General features: G+C 61.2%; 13 protein-coding genes. 8 read left to right on the plus strand and 5 right to left on the minus strand.

The window, feature by feature from the left end; all coding sequences use genetic code 11:
• Positions 1-49 precede the first annotated feature (49 nt).
• Positions 50-1,024 (minus strand): methylmalonyl Co-A mutase-associated GTPase MeaB, encoded by a 975-nt coding sequence (gene meaB, locus QZ498_RS01420; protein WP_294619485.1) that lies wholly within the window; start codon positions 1,022-1,024, stop codon positions 50-52.
• An 88-nt stretch (positions 1,025-1,112) separates the two neighbouring features.
• Here meaB and QZ498_RS01425 point away from each other — a divergent pair, with 88 nt between their 5' ends.
• From QZ498_RS01425 to QZ498_RS01440, 4 genes are all read left to right on the plus strand, one after another.
• Complete coding sequence (locus QZ498_RS01425; RefSeq protein ID WP_294619487.1) at positions 1,113-1,814, plus strand: DUF3108 domain-containing protein; 702 nt, start codon at positions 1,113-1,115, stop codon at positions 1,812-1,814.
• A gap of 41 nt (positions 1,815-1,855) precedes the next feature.
• On the plus strand, positions 1,856-4,312 hold the full coding sequence (hrpB, locus tag QZ498_RS01430; protein WP_294619489.1) for an ATP-dependent helicase HrpB: 2,457 nt from the start codon (positions 1,856-1,858) through the stop codon (positions 4,310-4,312).
• 107 nt (positions 4,313-4,419) lie between these two features.
• Positions 4,420-4,845 carry an NUDIX hydrolase gene (locus QZ498_RS01435; RefSeq protein ID WP_367117609.1) on the plus strand — a complete coding sequence of 142 codons (426 nt, stop codon included), beginning with the start codon at positions 4,420-4,422 and terminating at the stop codon, positions 4,843-4,845.
• A 96-nt stretch (positions 4,846-4,941) separates the two neighbouring features.
• Positions 4,942-6,423, plus strand: a complete 1,482-nt coding sequence (locus QZ498_RS01440; protein WP_294619492.1) for an inorganic phosphate transporter — start codon at positions 4,942-4,944, stop codon at positions 6,421-6,423.
• Here QZ498_RS01440 and QZ498_RS01445 read toward each other — a convergent pair.
• Positions 6,420-7,412, minus strand: a complete 993-nt coding sequence (locus tag QZ498_RS01445; protein WP_294619494.1) for a sterol desaturase family protein — start codon at positions 7,410-7,412, stop codon at positions 6,420-6,422. The two genes, QZ498_RS01440 and QZ498_RS01445, sit on opposite strands and share 4 nt — an antisense overlap.
• 91 nt (positions 7,413-7,503) lie before the next feature.
• Here QZ498_RS01445 and QZ498_RS01450 point away from each other — a divergent pair, with 91 nt between their 5' ends.
• Positions 7,504-8,445: a LysR family transcriptional regulator gene (locus QZ498_RS01450; protein WP_294619496.1), complete on the plus strand. Its 942-nt coding sequence runs from the start codon at positions 7,504-7,506 to the stop codon at positions 8,443-8,445.
• Here the strand turns inward: QZ498_RS01450 and gndA are convergent.
• The 3 genes from gndA to QZ498_RS01465 form a co-directional block, all read right to left on the minus strand.
• Positions 8,442-9,842 carry an NADP-dependent phosphogluconate dehydrogenase gene (gene gndA, locus QZ498_RS01455; RefSeq protein ID WP_294619498.1) on the minus strand — a complete coding sequence of 467 codons (1,401 nt, stop codon included), beginning with the start codon at positions 9,840-9,842 and terminating at the stop codon, positions 8,442-8,444. The genes QZ498_RS01450 and gndA overlap by 4 nt on opposite strands.
• Before the next feature lie 76 nt (positions 9,843-9,918).
• The gene (gene argF / locus QZ498_RS01460; RefSeq protein ID WP_294619500.1) at positions 9,919-10,845 is read right to left on the minus strand and encodes an ornithine carbamoyltransferase; all 927 of its coding nucleotides are present in this window, start codon (positions 10,843-10,845) and stop codon (positions 9,919-9,921) included.
• A 32-nt stretch (positions 10,846-10,877) separates the two neighbouring features.
• The gene (locus QZ498_RS01465; protein WP_294619503.1) at positions 10,878-12,065 is read right to left on the minus strand and encodes an aspartate aminotransferase family protein; all 1,188 of its coding nucleotides are present in this window, start codon (positions 12,063-12,065) and stop codon (positions 10,878-10,880) included.
• Positions 12,066-12,329: 264 nt separating this feature from the next.
• Between QZ498_RS01465 and QZ498_RS01470 the strand changes: the two genes are divergently transcribed.
• Genes QZ498_RS01470 through QZ498_RS01480 form a run of 3 tightly spaced genes read left to right on the plus strand, consistent with a single transcriptional unit; the run spans position 12,330 to position 14,608 of the window.
• A complete protein-coding gene (locus tag QZ498_RS01470; RefSeq protein WP_294619504.1) occupies positions 12,330-13,232 on the plus strand; it encodes a DMT family transporter in 903 nt (300 codons plus the stop codon).
• Positions 13,233-13,292: 60 nt separating this feature from the next.
• Entirely contained in the window at positions 13,293-13,685 is a 393-nt protein-coding gene (locus QZ498_RS01475) for a hypothetical protein (RefSeq protein ID WP_294619507.1), read from the plus strand.
• Complete coding sequence (locus tag QZ498_RS01480) at positions 13,682-14,608, plus strand: sterol desaturase family protein (protein ID WP_294619509.1); 927 nt, start codon at positions 13,682-13,684, stop codon at positions 14,606-14,608. Before QZ498_RS01475 ends, QZ498_RS01480 begins: the two co-directional genes overlap by 4 nt.
• Positions 14,609-14,628 lie beyond the last annotated feature (20 nt).

Genomic DNA, 14,628 nt, shown 5'->3' on the forward strand with positions numbered 1-14,628 from the left:
AAAAGAAAGCGCCCCAAACCGGGGCGCTTTTTTCATGGCGTCGGGCACTTTAATCCGACAAGCCCTGCAACAACTGCTGCGCCGCAACTGCTGGCGTTACCGCCCCTTCGGCAACCGCATCGGCGGCCTCTCCCATGGCCCGTTGCGCCTCGGGCGTCCGAAGCCGCGCCAAAAGCCGCTGCTTCACCTCTTCCTCGAACCAATAGCGCGCCTGCTCGGCACGGCGACCATCGAAATGCCCGGTCTCACGCCGCCATTCCACCAAGGAGGTCATTTCCTCCCAAGCGGTACGCAACCCCTCTTCCTCAAGGGCGGACACCATCATCGCCTTGGGGAAGCCCTCAGGGTCTTGCGGGCGTTTGCGAAGCAGACGCAAAGCCCCGGAATAATCCGAACAGGTCCGCGTCGCCGCCGGTTTCAAATCGCCATCGGCCTTGTTGATCAGGATGATATCGGCCATCTCCATGATGCCGCGCTTCACCCCCTGCAACTCATCGCCCCCCGCCGGGGCCAGCAGCAGCACGAAGAGGTCCGACATCTCGGCCACCACGGTTTCCGACTGCCCCACGCCCACGGTTTCGATCAGAACCACGTCAAAGCCCGCGGCCTCGCAAACGGCGACCGCCTCGCGCGTCCGGCGGGCCACACCGCCCAAATGCGATTGGCTGGGCGAGGGTCGGATAAAGGCATTGGGATCACGGCTCAAACGCTCCATCCGCGTCTTGTCGCCCAGGATCGACCCGCCCGACCGGGCCGAACTGGGATCAACCGCCAGAACCGCCACCCGTAGGCCCTGCCCTGTCAAAAGGGTGCCAAAGCTTTCGATAAAGGTGGATTTGCCCACACCCGGCGTTCCCGAAAGTCCCACCCGAATGGCCTGCCTATTGCTGTCCTTGAGCATCTCCAACAGCTCGGTCGCCTGTTCCCGATGATCGGCGCGTGAGCTTTCGATCAGGGTAATCGCACGGGACAGGGCGCGCCGATCCCCCTTGATTATTTTCTCGCTGAGTTGTGCAATGTCCATGGAAGCGGCCCGATGTTCGATTGGTCCCCTCCCTATGCCTTGGGTGGCTGGCGAATGTCCAGACCGGCTCCCTACTGCGGAGGTCTGCATGATACGAAAGTGCCTTGGTCTTGTCTTGTGGATGCTTGCAGCGCCAGTGGCGTCGCAAGAAAAAACCGCCATCCTCTATGACGTCCACCTGATCGGCGCAAAGATCGGCGAAGTCACGATTGCAGGCAACCAAGCCAACGGCAGGTATGCCGCGCGCTCACAGTTCAGAACAACAGGGGTCGTCAAAGCCCTCAAGCGCATGCACGGCGACGTTTCGGTCAAGGGGCGCGTGGCCGGAATAAGTCACACCCCCGGTCAATATTCCGAGACAATCAACGACGGCAAACGCTTCACCGATGTGAAAGTCAGGTTCGAAGGTAAACCACCCAAGCTGATATCAGGCGACCCCGACAGCCGCGCGGCTCCCGCCGAGACAAACGGTTTGAGCAATGCGCTTGATCCCTTGACAGCCCTCTACCTCATCCTGCGTGACCAGCCCCGCAAGGAACTGTGCCAGTTCCGGCGCGAAATCTATGACGGCCACCGGCACGCGCGCCTCTCCCTCGGCAGTCCACGGGAAAAACAAAAGCGCGTCACATGCGCGGGCGAATATCGCCGGATTGCCGGCTATTCCTCCTCCGAGAAGAAAGAACGCCGCATTCCCTTCACCGTGCTTTACGAGGCCAAGGCAGGCGAGATGCTCGCCACCCGTGTGGATATCCAAACCAAATACGGCAAAGCGGTTTTGCTTCGCCGCTAGAGGCTATGGAAAATCGCCAACACTTGGCCGATAACGCGGGCATGACCGCCCAACTACCCATCCAAGATGCAATCGCGCCGCTGCTTGAGGCTTTATATGCCCAGGGTCGCGCCGTGCTTCAGGCCCCGCCGGGGGCGGGCAAGACAACCGTGGTCCCGCTTGAGATGCTGAACGCGGGCCTGACCAAGCACCGCATCCTGATGCTCGAACCCCGCCGCCTCGCCGCCCGCGCCGCCGCTGAACGGATGGCGCAAACCTTGGGCGAAAAACCGGGCGAAACCGTGGGTTACCGCGTTCGGGGTGAGGCGAAGGTGACAAAATCCAGCCGCATCGAAGTGGTCACCGAAGGGATCCTCACCCGGATGCTGCAATCCGACCCGGAACTGCCGGGCGTGGGCGCGGTGATCTTCGACGAATTTCACGAACGATCCCTCAATGCCGATCTGGGCCTCGCCCTCTGCCTTGAGGTGGCTGAGGCCCTGCGCGATGACCTGATCCTGCTGGCCATGTCCGCCACGCTGGATGCCGCGCCGGTTGCGGCGCTGATGGGCGACGTGCCGGTCATCACCTCCGAAGGGCGCAGCTTTCCGGTGGAAACCCGCTGGCTCGACCGGCCCACCCCCAAGCAGCGCCGCTTTGAGGAGGCCGTGGCCGATCTGGTGGCACAGGCCGTGTCAGAAACCCAAGGCGGCGTTCTGGTCTTCCTACCCGGTGAGGGTGAAATCCGCCGAGTCGAGGCCCTGTTGCAAAGCCGCCTGCCCGCCGATTGTCACCTGCGCCCCCTCTTCGGGGCCATGGATTTCGCCAAGCAACGCGCCGCGATTGCCCCTTGCGCCAGTGGCCGCAAAATCGTGCTGGCCACCTCTATCGCTGAAACCTCCCTCACGATCCAAGACATCCGGGTTGTCGTCGATGGCGGCCGCGCCCGCCGCGCGCGGTTCGATCCCGGCTCAGGCATGTCGCGGCTTGTGACCGAGAAAGTCACCCGCGCCGAAGCGACGCAGCGCGCAGGCCGCGCGGGCCGCGTCGCCGAAGGCACCTGTTACCGGCTTTGGACCAAAGGGGAGGAAGGCGCGCTTCTGGCCTATCCCCCGGCGGAAATCGAAGCGGCGGATTTGGCGGGGCTGGCGCTTGAATTGGCCCTCTGGGGGGCCACGCCCGACGATCTGGCCTTTCTCACACCGCCCAACCCCGGCACCTATGCCGAGGCGCAGGCGCTTTTGCAGATGCTGGGCGCGCTCGATGATCAAGCCCGCATCACGCCCCACGGCAAAACACTCGCCGCCCTGCCGCTGCATCCTCGCTTGGCGCATATGCTGGCCGTAGCGGGGTCAGATGCCGCAACGCTTGCGGCACTACTGGCCGATCGTGACCCGCTACCGCGCGGCGCACCCGTTGACCTGTCTCTACGCCTTTCGGCACTGCGCGACCCAAGAGGTTATGGCGGCCGGCACCCATGGCCTGCCAACCGCGGCGCAGTGGAGCGTATCCGCGCCGAGGCCAAGCGCCTGCGCGCGCAGGCCAAGGCCAAGGATGCGCGCCCCCTCAACGATGCCGCCATGGCCGCCCTCGCTTACCCCGACCGCGTCGGTCTGCGCCGCAAAGGGAACGAGTCCCGCTTCGTTCTTTCCGGCGGCAAGGGTGCGATCCTGCCACAAGAGGATGATCTTGCCGCTGCGCGCCTCATCGTTGCCACCGATCTCGATGGCAACCCGCGCGAGGCCCGCATCCGGCAGGCGATCCAGATATCCGAGGGGGAGTTGCGCGACCTCTTCGCGGATCAAATCACATGGGTCGACCGCTGCGCTTGGGACAAACGCGAGCGCCGCGTCGTCGCCCGCCGTCAGGAGTGTTTCGGGCAACTCGTTCTGGATGATCGCGTCTGGAAAGAAGCCCCCTCCGACCAAGTGGCCCTTGCCATGCTGGACGGCGTGCGCGATCTGGGCCTGAATTGGAGCGATGCCGCACGCCGCTTCGTGGCGCGGGTTGAACTCGTCCGCGACGGCAGCGACACTCTGCCCGACATGCGCGAGACCACATTGCTCAATACACTGGACGGCTGGCTCTTGCCGCATCTGACAGGGCTCAAAACCGCACAGGACTGGAAAGGCTTCGATATGCTCGACGCCCTGCGCGCGCGGCTGACATGGGACCAGATGCAACATCTGGATGCCGCCGCCCCGGCGCATTTCACCACGCCCTTGGGCCGTCGCATTCCCATCGACTACAGCGGCGAAACCCCGGTAATCTCGCTTCGCCTACAAGAAATGTTCGGCCAAACCACGCACCCGATGGTCGGGCACACGCCCTTGCGGGTCACCCTTCTTTCCCCCGCTGGACGTCCAGTGCAAACCACCATGGACATCCCCGGTTTCTGGGCCAATTCCTATGCCGATGTCCGCAAGGATATGCGCGGGCGCTACCCCAAACATCCATGGCCCAAAGATCCGACCGAGGCAGACCCGACCCTGCGCGCGAAACCTCGCAAGGGCCAATAATTTGCATTTCCAAACTATCCACATATATTGGAGCGATAATAATTATTTAACCTTGAGCAGACACAGACGTTCTTATGACCGAAGGAATAAAGAGAGCATGGGCTGAAATGGTCCAGCCGTTGCTGCGGCGCCCCCCCGAATGTCAGGTGGCGGCGCTTTGTCTGCGCGAAGGGCCTCGCGGCTCCAAGGTGCTTTTGATCACCAGCCGCGACACAGGCCGTTGGGTCATTCCCAAAGGCTGGCTGATGGAAGGCAAAACCGCCCGCGAAGCCGCACAAGCCGAGGCATGGGAAGAGGCTGGCGTACAAGCCGCCAATGTCGAAGCCGACCCTATCGGCAGCTATACCTACGACAAGCGCCTTGATGATGGGTATGTCACGCCTGTCGATGTCCACGTGTACAAGATGGTTGTCACCGACCTCGTCGATATTTTCCCGGAAGCCCGAGAACGGACACGCAAATGGGTTAGCCCGGCCGAGGCTGCTGAAATGGTCGAAGAACCCGGCCTTCAGGCGCTTTTCCAAGGACTGTAAAAGTTTTGTAACGGTTTTATGACGACCGCGCATTGATAATCCAGATCAGACCCACTAGCGGTGAGCCCCGAACGCGCTATTGGGGAGGCTGCGATTGTGGCACAGACGCCTGAATCCAATCAGTGGAAAACACTGGACAAAGACCTCAACCGGATTTCGCAAGTTGAATACGCGACGACCTATGTCTCGCGTCCGCTTATCGGCATGGGCCTTGCACTTGTCTTCATGTTCATCGCGGGCCTTGGGGCCGCGCTGTTCTTCGGCACCCACCCCAATAACATGGTCGTGGTCGCGGCTGCGGTGTTTGGCGCCTATATGGCGCTCAACATCGGGGCCAATGACGTGGCCAACAACATGGGACCCGCCGTGGGGGCCAATGCCCTGACCATGGGCGGGGCCATCGTGATTGCCGCCATTTGCGAATCCGCAGGCGCACTTTTGGCCGGGGGCGATGTGGTCTCCACCATCTCCAAGGGCATCATTGACCCCAAAAGCGTATCCGAAGCGCGCGTTTTCATCGGGGCCATGATGGCCGCGCTGATTTCGGCAGCGCTATGGGTCAACCTTGCCACCAAAGTGGGTGCACCGGTTTCAACAACCCATTCGGTAGTGGGGGGCGTCATGGGGGCCGGGATCGCGGCCGCAGGCTTTGCCGCCGTCAACTGGCCCACCATGGGCAAGATCGCCGCCAGTTGGGTGATCTCCCCGGTCTTGGGCGGGGTGATCGCGGCGCTGTTCTTGGCCCTCATCAAATCGCGCATCATCTACCGCGAAGATAAAATCGCAGCCGCCCGCACTTGGGTACCGATCCTCGTGGGCATCATGGCAGGGGCCTTTGCCTCCTACCTTGCCCTCAAGGGCCTGAAACGGATCATCAAGATCGACATTCAAACAGCGCTCCTGATCGGTTTGGTGATCGGCCTTGCCATCTGGGCGCTCACCCGCCCCCTGATCCGCCGACAATCCGAAGGCATGGAAAACCGCAACAAATCCCTCAAGGTTTTGTTCGGCCTGCCGCTTGTATTCTCGGCCGCGCTTCTGTCCTTCGCCCATGGGGCCAATGACGTGGCCAATGCCGTGGGCCCCCTCGCCGCCATCGTCCACGCCAGCGAATTCGGCGTCGCGGCGGGCAAGGTCACCATCCCGATGTGGGTCATGGTGATCGGGGCCTTCGGGATTTCCTTCGGCCTCTTCCTTTTTGGCCCGAAACTCATCCGCATGGTCGGCAGCCAGATCACCAAGCTGAACCCAATGCGCGCCTATTGCGTCGCCCTGTCGGCGGCGATCACCGTGATCGTCGCCTCGTGGCTTGGCCTGCCGGTGAGCTCCACCCATATCGCCGTGGGTGGCGTCTTTGGCGTGGGGTTCTTCCGCGAATGGCATATGGAACGCCGCCTTCGCAACGGTCGGCGCGCCGCCGGGAAACCCAAGATCTTGGCCGTAGAAGAACGCCGGCGCCGCAAACTCGTGCGCCGCAGTCACTTCATGACCATCGTCGCGGCATGGGTGATAACCGTTCCTGCCGCCGCCCTGATGTCGGCGCTCATCTTCCTGCTGATCAACTCAACACTGGCCTAACCCCGCCGCCCACGGCGATCTTTCAGCGCCTCATGCGCGTCAACCGTGCCGTCGTGGAAGGTGCCAAACCACTTGTCCCATGGCATCTCAAGGTTGCCATAGTTCACCTCGAAATACCGGTGGTGCATCTGGTGATGGAAGGTCCCAAGCGCCAGTTGCTTGCGATCCTTGACCAACAAATCCTCGTACCCGGTGTGCGAGGTCGCCGCCGTCAAAGACTGATGCTGCATATGGAACAGAATATGCAGCGGATGCGCCGGCACGATGCAATGCACAAGGATCGAACTGAAGAAAATCAGATGCTCTACCGGATGCATGGATAACCCCGACCAAGGCCCGACATTCACGTTCCGATGATGCAACGCATGCGCCAACTTATAAAGCGGCCCCCAATGCAAGGCCCGATGCACCCAGTAGAAGTGAAACGAAATCCAAACCGGCGTCAGCAGAAAAATCAGCACGAACCAAACCGGGCTATCGGCCCATGCCAGCACCGGAATCCACCCGTTGCCCATAAGCCAGAACATCAAAACTTCATAAGCGGTCCAAAAGCCTACACCGCTGAACAAGGTCCAGAACATGTTGTCCCGCACCTGCCCGCCAAAGGTGAACTGCCGCCCCTTCACCATCAACTCTCGCGGATCGAACTTCAGGCGATCCCCCTGCCCGCGACGCATGTAGAAAAACCAATGCAAGCCCCCGGCAACCACTGACATCAGCACGATATTGCGCAGCCAGATGAAGGCGACCCAGTCAAGCGACAGGGTTTTCGTTGTCTCCAAGGACGGCTGAAACCACGCCCAGGTGATCAAGGCGACGACAACCAGAATGCTGTTTTCCGCCAAACGCAGCCACCGTGCGGCGATCCATTGCACCATGCGCGCCGGATTTGGCGGCCATGAAAAGAACGGCGAAACCGCAATCGGCACCTCCGGCACATGATTCCAACCGGGCAATGTTTTTGACTCTGACGGGGTCTTGTCCTGCATGGCTGTTCCTTTCCCTATCTCACGAAAAGCTTGCCACACCGCCCCTTCCCGGAAAAACTGAAATAAGTGATAAATGATTTCAGGTTTTCATATGTCAGATCAAATAAGCCCCCTCCGCCTCTCGCTGCGCGCCTTGCGCGCCTTTACCGCGACGGTCGATCACGGCTCCATCAGCGCGGCGGCGCAAGCCCTGAATGTGGCTCCCTCCGCTGTCTCGGCTTTGCTGGATCAGGTCGAGGGAGAGTTTGGCGCCACGCTTTTGATCCGCAGCCGCGCCCGCGGCGTCGTCGCCACAGCCGAGGGGCGGCGCATGGCCAACCGCTTCCGCCGCTTGCTCGAAGACTATGCCGAGATCATCGAAGACGGCCATGAAATCGCCAAGGGCATGCAGGGCACGCTGCGGGTGGGCTATTATGCCCCCGTCGCCCCGGCCTTCCTGCCATCGGTGCTGAAACCGCTGATGCAGGCCAACCCCGGCCTACGCCTCGACCTTCGGGAAACCGACAACGACACGGCACAGGAGAGCCTGCTGGCCGGGGGTTTGGATGTCATCCTCTTCGCCGGGCAGGACATCCGCGCCGGCATCGAAACCCACAGCCTTCTTGATTTGCCGCCCTATGTCCTTGTTCCCGCCGCACACCCCTTGGCCGCACAGGACAGGACCACGCTGCAAGAGGTCGCCACCTACCCCCTGATCGAACTGAACCGCCCGCTCGCGCGGCCCTATGTCGCCCGGCTTTTCGCAGATCAAAACCTAACCCCGCAGGTCATCGCCCAAGCCAATACCACCGAAATGGTTCGTAGCCTTGTCGGCGCCGACCTTGGCCTAGCCATTCTCGCCATGCGCCCCCGTACTCAAACAAGCTATGCCGGGGATACGCTCCGCGCTCTTCCGCTCGACCCAGACCTACCGCGCCTGCACCTCCTCTCGGGGAAAATACCCGGTCAGAACCGCAGGCTTGTGTCGGCCTTCATCGACGCCCTGCACGGTTGGGCGCAAAGCGCGTCTGCCTTGGAATTTTCAGTGCGTTAATCCCACCAAGGCCCATGGTGCTTGCCGCTTTCGCCAAGCCGCTCAAACCCGTGGTGACCAAAGAAATCACGCTGCGCCTGAATGATATTGGCGGTCCCATGGCCCTGCCGCATGCTGTCATACCACGAAAGCGCCGCCGACAACGCAGGCACCGCATGACCGCCCTGCACGGCCCCGGCCACAACCTCACGCAGCGCCGGAATGCTGGCCGCCAACATCTGCGCAAAGCGCGGCGCAAGGATCAACTGCCCGGCGGGCAACTCCCCCCGGAAGGCCTCGGAAATATCGTCCAACAGCGCCGACCGGATAATGCAGCCCGCGCGCCAAATCTCGGCAATCCGCGCATAATCCAAGGGCCAGTCATATTCCTTCGCCGCCGCTTCCAAAATCCGAAACCCCTGCGCATAGCCAAGGATGCGCGCCGCAAGGAAAGCCTCGGCCAAGGTCTCGCGCGGCACATCCAACGCATGGCACGCCCCGCCAAGAATCCCCTCGGCGGTCTGGCGTGTCTCTTTTTCCGATGACCAACTGCGCGCGCCCACGGCGGCCTCGATCGTATTGGCCGCCTGTCCCATGCGCACGGCCTCAACCACGGTCCAGCGGCCGGTGCCCTTCTGGCCCGCCGCATCCTTGATCACATCCACCATCGGGTGGCCGGTTTGCGGATCATCATATTGCAGGGCCTTGCCCGTGATCTCGACCAGATAGGATTTCAGCGCGCCGTTGTTCCATTCCTCGAAAATCTGGCCAATCTCCGCCGGGGCAAGCGCCTTGCCATGGCGCATCAACCCATAAATCTCGGCGATCATCTGCATATCGGCATATTCAATGCCGTTATGCACCGTCTTGACGAAATGCCCAGCCCCATCGGGCCCAAGGTGATCGACACAAGGGTCCCCCTCGAACCGGGCCGCAATGTCGCGCAGGATCGGGCGCAACTGCTGCCAGCTATGCGCGCTGCCGCCCACCATCATCGAGGGGCCAAATCGCGCGCCTTTTTCACCACCCGACACACCCATCCCGACGAAGTGAATGTCATGCTCTGCCAAAGCGGCGGTTCGCCGCCGGGTGTCATGGAAATTCGCATTGCCGCCGTCGATGATCGTATCGCCCGGCGCCAATAAAGGCGTCACCGCTTCGATCATCGCATCCATCGGCGCGCCCGACGGGATCATAAACAGGATCACCCTTGGCGTCACAAGACCTTGAACAAAACTCTCAAGCGTCTCATGCGGGTGCAACTTCGCGCCAAGCTCCCCCGCTTCATTCACAAACGGGGCGATCCACTCAACCTCGCGGTTGGTCACCGCCACCTCAAACCCGCTTTCGGCCATGTTCAGCGCAAGTGCGCTACCCATGGTACCCAGCCCATAAACCCCGATTTGTGCCTTTGGCATATCAGCCCCTGTTAGCGATCACAGGCTTCAGCCTACTGAAATGGTCCGCAGGCGCAAGCCATCCCGGCACGCCGGATCAAACACCCAGACACCACCGCATGATCGCCTTTTGCGCATGCAGACGATTTTCGGCCTCATCGAAGATGACCGAGTGCGGCCCGTCCATCACCGCACTTGTCGCCTCATCCTCGCGGTGCGCGGGCAGGCAATGCATGAACAAGGCATCGGGTTTCGCCGCTGCCATCAGGCGCTCATCCACCTGATAGGGGCGCAGCATATTGTGCCGCCGCTCCTTGGTGGATTGGCTGTCATGCATGCTGACCCAAGTATCGGTCACCACCAGATCAGCACCCTCAACGGCTTTCATCGGGTCACGCTCAATCTGCACCGTGCTACCTTTACTGCGCGCCAACCCGATAAACTCATCCTCCGGATCCAGTTGCGACGGCCCCGTAAAGGTCAGGTCGAACCCAAACTGCCCTGCGGCATGCAGGAAGGAGGAACAAACGTTATTGCCATCCCCCGACCACACCACCTTTTTCCCGGTGATAGGGCCACGGTGCTCCTCATAGGTCATGACATCGGCCATGATTTGGCAAGGGTGGGTGCGGTCGGTCAGGCCATTGATCACCGGCACATCGGCATATTCCGCCATCTCCAAGAGAACCGATTCATCAAAGGTCCGGATCATGATCAGGTCAACGTAACGCGACAGGACACGCGCCGTATCGGCAATGGTCTCACCATGGCCCAACTGCATGTCGGCCCCGGACAAGACCATCGTCTGCCCGCCCATTTGCCGGACGCCAACGTCAAAGGACACGCGCGTCCGGGTCGAGGGTTTTTCAAAGATCAAAGCGACCATATGACCGTCCAACGGCATTTGGTCATCAGGCGTGCCACGCGGTCGACCCTTGCGCGCATCCTTCATTGCGCGTGCATTGTCGATCATCTGCCGCAGATCATCTGTCTCAGTCTTATGGATATCCAGAAAATGGTTCATTTGTCGTCTTTCACTTCAAAGCTCTGACTGCATCAGGCCGTTTGCATCGCTTGTTCAACTTGGGTGGCGGCGGCATCAAGGCGGCGCAGGGCCTCCCCGATGTCCTCGTCCGAGATATTGAGCGCCGGCAGAAGCCGCACCACGTTATCAGCCGCCGGAACGGTGGTGACTTCGGCCTCATAACCCGCCGCAACCACATCGGTATTCGCCGCCTTGCAGATCAGCCCCAGCATCAGGCCCTGACCGCGCACGCCCTCGAATACCTCCGGATGCGCTGCAACCAAGCCTTCCAACCCTTGGCGCAACAACCCCGCCTTGCGGCTCACCTCCTGCAAAAACGCAGGCTCGGCCACGATCTCCATCACCTTCGCGCCCACGGCACAGGCCAAGGGGTTACCGCCATAGGTGGACCCATGCGTGCCCGCCGTCATACCGCTGGCCGCATTCTCAGTGGCCAGCACAGCCCCCAGTGGGAAGCCCCCACCGATGCCCTTGGCCACCATCATGATGTCAGGGTCCACCCCAGCCCACTCATGGGCAAACAGCTTCCCGGTCCGGCCCATGCCGCATTGCACCTCATCCAAAATCAACAGGATGCCGTGATCATCACACAGATCGCGCAACCCCTTCAGGCATTGATCGGGCAGCGGGCGGATGCCGCCCTCGCCCTGCACAGGCTCAATCAGGATCGCGGCGGTGTTCTCGTTGATCGCCGCGTGCAGGCCCTCGTGATCGCCCCATGCCACATGCTGAAAGCCCGGCAAAAGCGGCCCAAAGCCCTTGGTCATCTTCTCTGATCCTGCGGCGGCAATCGCCGCATGCGACCGGCCATGGAACGACCCTTCAAAGGCGATGATCTCGACCCGCTCGGGCTGCACCTTCTCGTAGAAATACTTGCGCGCCATCTTCACCGCCAATTCACAAGACTCCGTCCCGGAATTGGTGAAAAACACCGTGTCGGCAAAGGTGGCTTCTACCAGCTTATCGGCAAGCGCCTGCTGCTGCGGAATGTCATACAGGTTCGAGGTATGCCACAGCTTGCCCGCCTGCTCGGTTAGCGCCTCCACAAGCGCAGGGTTGGCATGGCCCAAGGCATTCACCGCAATCCCGGCGCCCAGATCCAAAAATCGGCGCCCATCTTCCTCAATCAGCCAGCTTCCCTCGCCTTTGACGAAGGTCAAAGGCGCACGGTTATAGGTCGGAAGGACAGACGGGATCATGGATGTATCCTTTGTTCAAGAAGCTCTCTAGGTGCCGCATGGCACAGGCTAAGTCAATCATTTGGGGGGTTGGCGGCGCGACATGCGCCATGGATCAAAAGGGTGACGGACGTCAGGCGCGGGTGCGTCGGCGTCGGGTCTCGGAATATGTCACAGGTTTGATCATGGCGGCGGTGTAGCGCGATCCTTGCCGCAAGGGAAGGCATTTTTGCCCGCGCCACTTTGGGCTTGTCCAAAGCGCGCAAAAAGATCACTGCATAGCCCATGTTCACACCCCAAGCCCAGAACCCCGCGCTTGCCGCGGGCCTTACTGTTCTTGCCGCGGCTTTCGCGGCGGGAACGACCCTGCTTGCCAAGGCATTGGGCACGGGCGTTCTCGGCCCCGACATGCACGCTCTGCAAATCAGCTTTGGGCGCTTTCTCTTTGCCCTGATGGCCATCTCTTGCGCGGTGGCGGTCCTGCGCCCCACGTTCACCCGCCCGCACCTTGGCCTGCATGCCGGGCGCTCGGCCCTTGGGTGGAGTGGGGTCACGCTGATGTTCGCGGCGGCGGCCTTTATTCCTTTGTCGGATGCCACCGCCATCAGCTTTCTCAACCCGGTGTTCGGCATGCTTCTGGCCATTCCGCTTTTGGGCGAAAAGGTTGGCCCCATACGGTGGAGTGCTGCCATCATCGCCCTTGCCGGGGCCGCGATCCTCACTCGTCCGGGTGGCGAGGCGATTGAACTGGGTGCGGTGTTGGCGCTCTGCTCGGCGCTCTGCCTTGGGGCTGAACTTATCTTGATCAAGCGCCTCTCAGGCCGGGAAGCTCCCATTCAAATCCTCTTTATAAACAACGCCATAGGCCTCTGTATCGCGGGCATCGCGGCCTCTTTCGTCTGGCAAACTCCGACCCCGGCGCAATGGGCGGCCCTTGCCGGGATCGGGGTGCTCATGGCCGGGGCGCAGGCCTGTTTTGTCAACGCCATGGCCCGCGCCGATGCAAGTTTCGTCGCGCCCTTCTTCTATGCTGCCCTCGTCTTTGCCGCGCTCTATGATGCTGCTGTCTTCAAAGTGCTGCCCGATGGTATCTCAATCCTCGGGGCCTGCATCATCCTCACCGGCGCGGGCCTTCTGGCATGGCGCGAGGGCCGCATCCGCGCCCCCTTCCCCGCCCCGCGCAAGTGACGCAACGCCAGCTTTGACAACCACGACCCGGATTTGGCTTAATCCCGCAAGGGAGGAGCCATGCCGCTGCACATTCTATTGCCATTGGTGGTTTTGGGCATCGCAGGTATCGCGGTGCTTTTGCATCTTATCGGCTGGTCAAAGCCTGCTACCTTGGCAGATGATGCGGCGGCAAAACGGGCATGGCTCGAGGAATTCCCCGACGACCCGCCCAAGCGCGTGGTGCTGAGCCATGATCACCACGCCGCCCTGATCGAAACCGAAAAAGGCCATGGCGTGGTCTGGCCCATGGGGGCCGACACCACCGCGCGTTACCTAACCGATGCGAAAATATCCCGCACGGGCAAAGGCTTACGCATCGACCTGCCCGATTACACCGCCCCGCGAATCCACCTGACACTGGACGCGGAGGAAGCCAACCAATGGCCCAGCCTGATGGAGCACCCCGCATGACCGACCAGATCACCTTCCCCGATGTCGTTAGTTGGGCCGTGCCCTTCTTCATCGCCGCCATACTGATCGAGGTGCTTTGGATCGCCATGAAAGGCAAAGGCGGACGGTACGAAACCCGCGACGCGGTTACCTCGCTTATCATGGGGGCGGGTAACGTGGCTTCGGGACTGCTGCTTGGTTTCATCGCCTACGGATTTTTCATGGTATTATGGGCCCTTACACCGCTTGACCTTGGCACATCGTGGTGGGTCATCGCGGTCTGTTTCGTGCTGGATGACCTGCGCTACTACTGGGTGCATCGCTTTGGCCACCGGATCAGATGGGTCTGGGCCAGCCATGTGAACCACCATTCCAGCCAGCACTACAATCTCACAACCGCCCTGCGCCAAACGTGGACAGGCACCTTTACCTTCATGATGATCGTGCGTAGCCCCTTGATTTTGCTGGGCTTTCACCCGGCCATGGTGCTGTTCTGCGGCGGGCTGAACCTGATTTACCAGTTCTGGATTCACACTGAGGCCATCGGCAAAATGCCCAAATGGTTCGAGGCGGTGATGAACACCCCCTCGCATCACCGGGTCCACCATGGCCGCAATGCGCGTTATCTGGATGCGAACTATGCCGGAGTTTTCATTGTCTGGGATAAGCTCTTTGGCACCTATGTGCCTGAACTGGAAGAAGAAAAACCCGATTACGGCTTGGTTCACAACCTTGGCACCTTCAACCCGCTCCGCGTCGCCTTCCACGAATGGGTGGGCATTTTCAAGGATGCCACGCAACCGGGCATCACATGGCGCGATCGGTTGAATTACTGCGTCATGCCCCCGGGGTGGAGCCATGACGGAAGCCGCGACACCAGCGAAGAGATCAAGCGCAAGTACCTTGCCCACCACCCCGAAAAACGCGGCACGCCGGGGTTTTGAAGAACGTACGACTCGTACGT

This window comes from uncultured Roseovarius sp., from assembly GCF_913057115.1.
Lineage (GTDB): Bacteria > Pseudomonadota > Alphaproteobacteria > Rhodobacterales > Rhodobacteraceae > Roseovarius.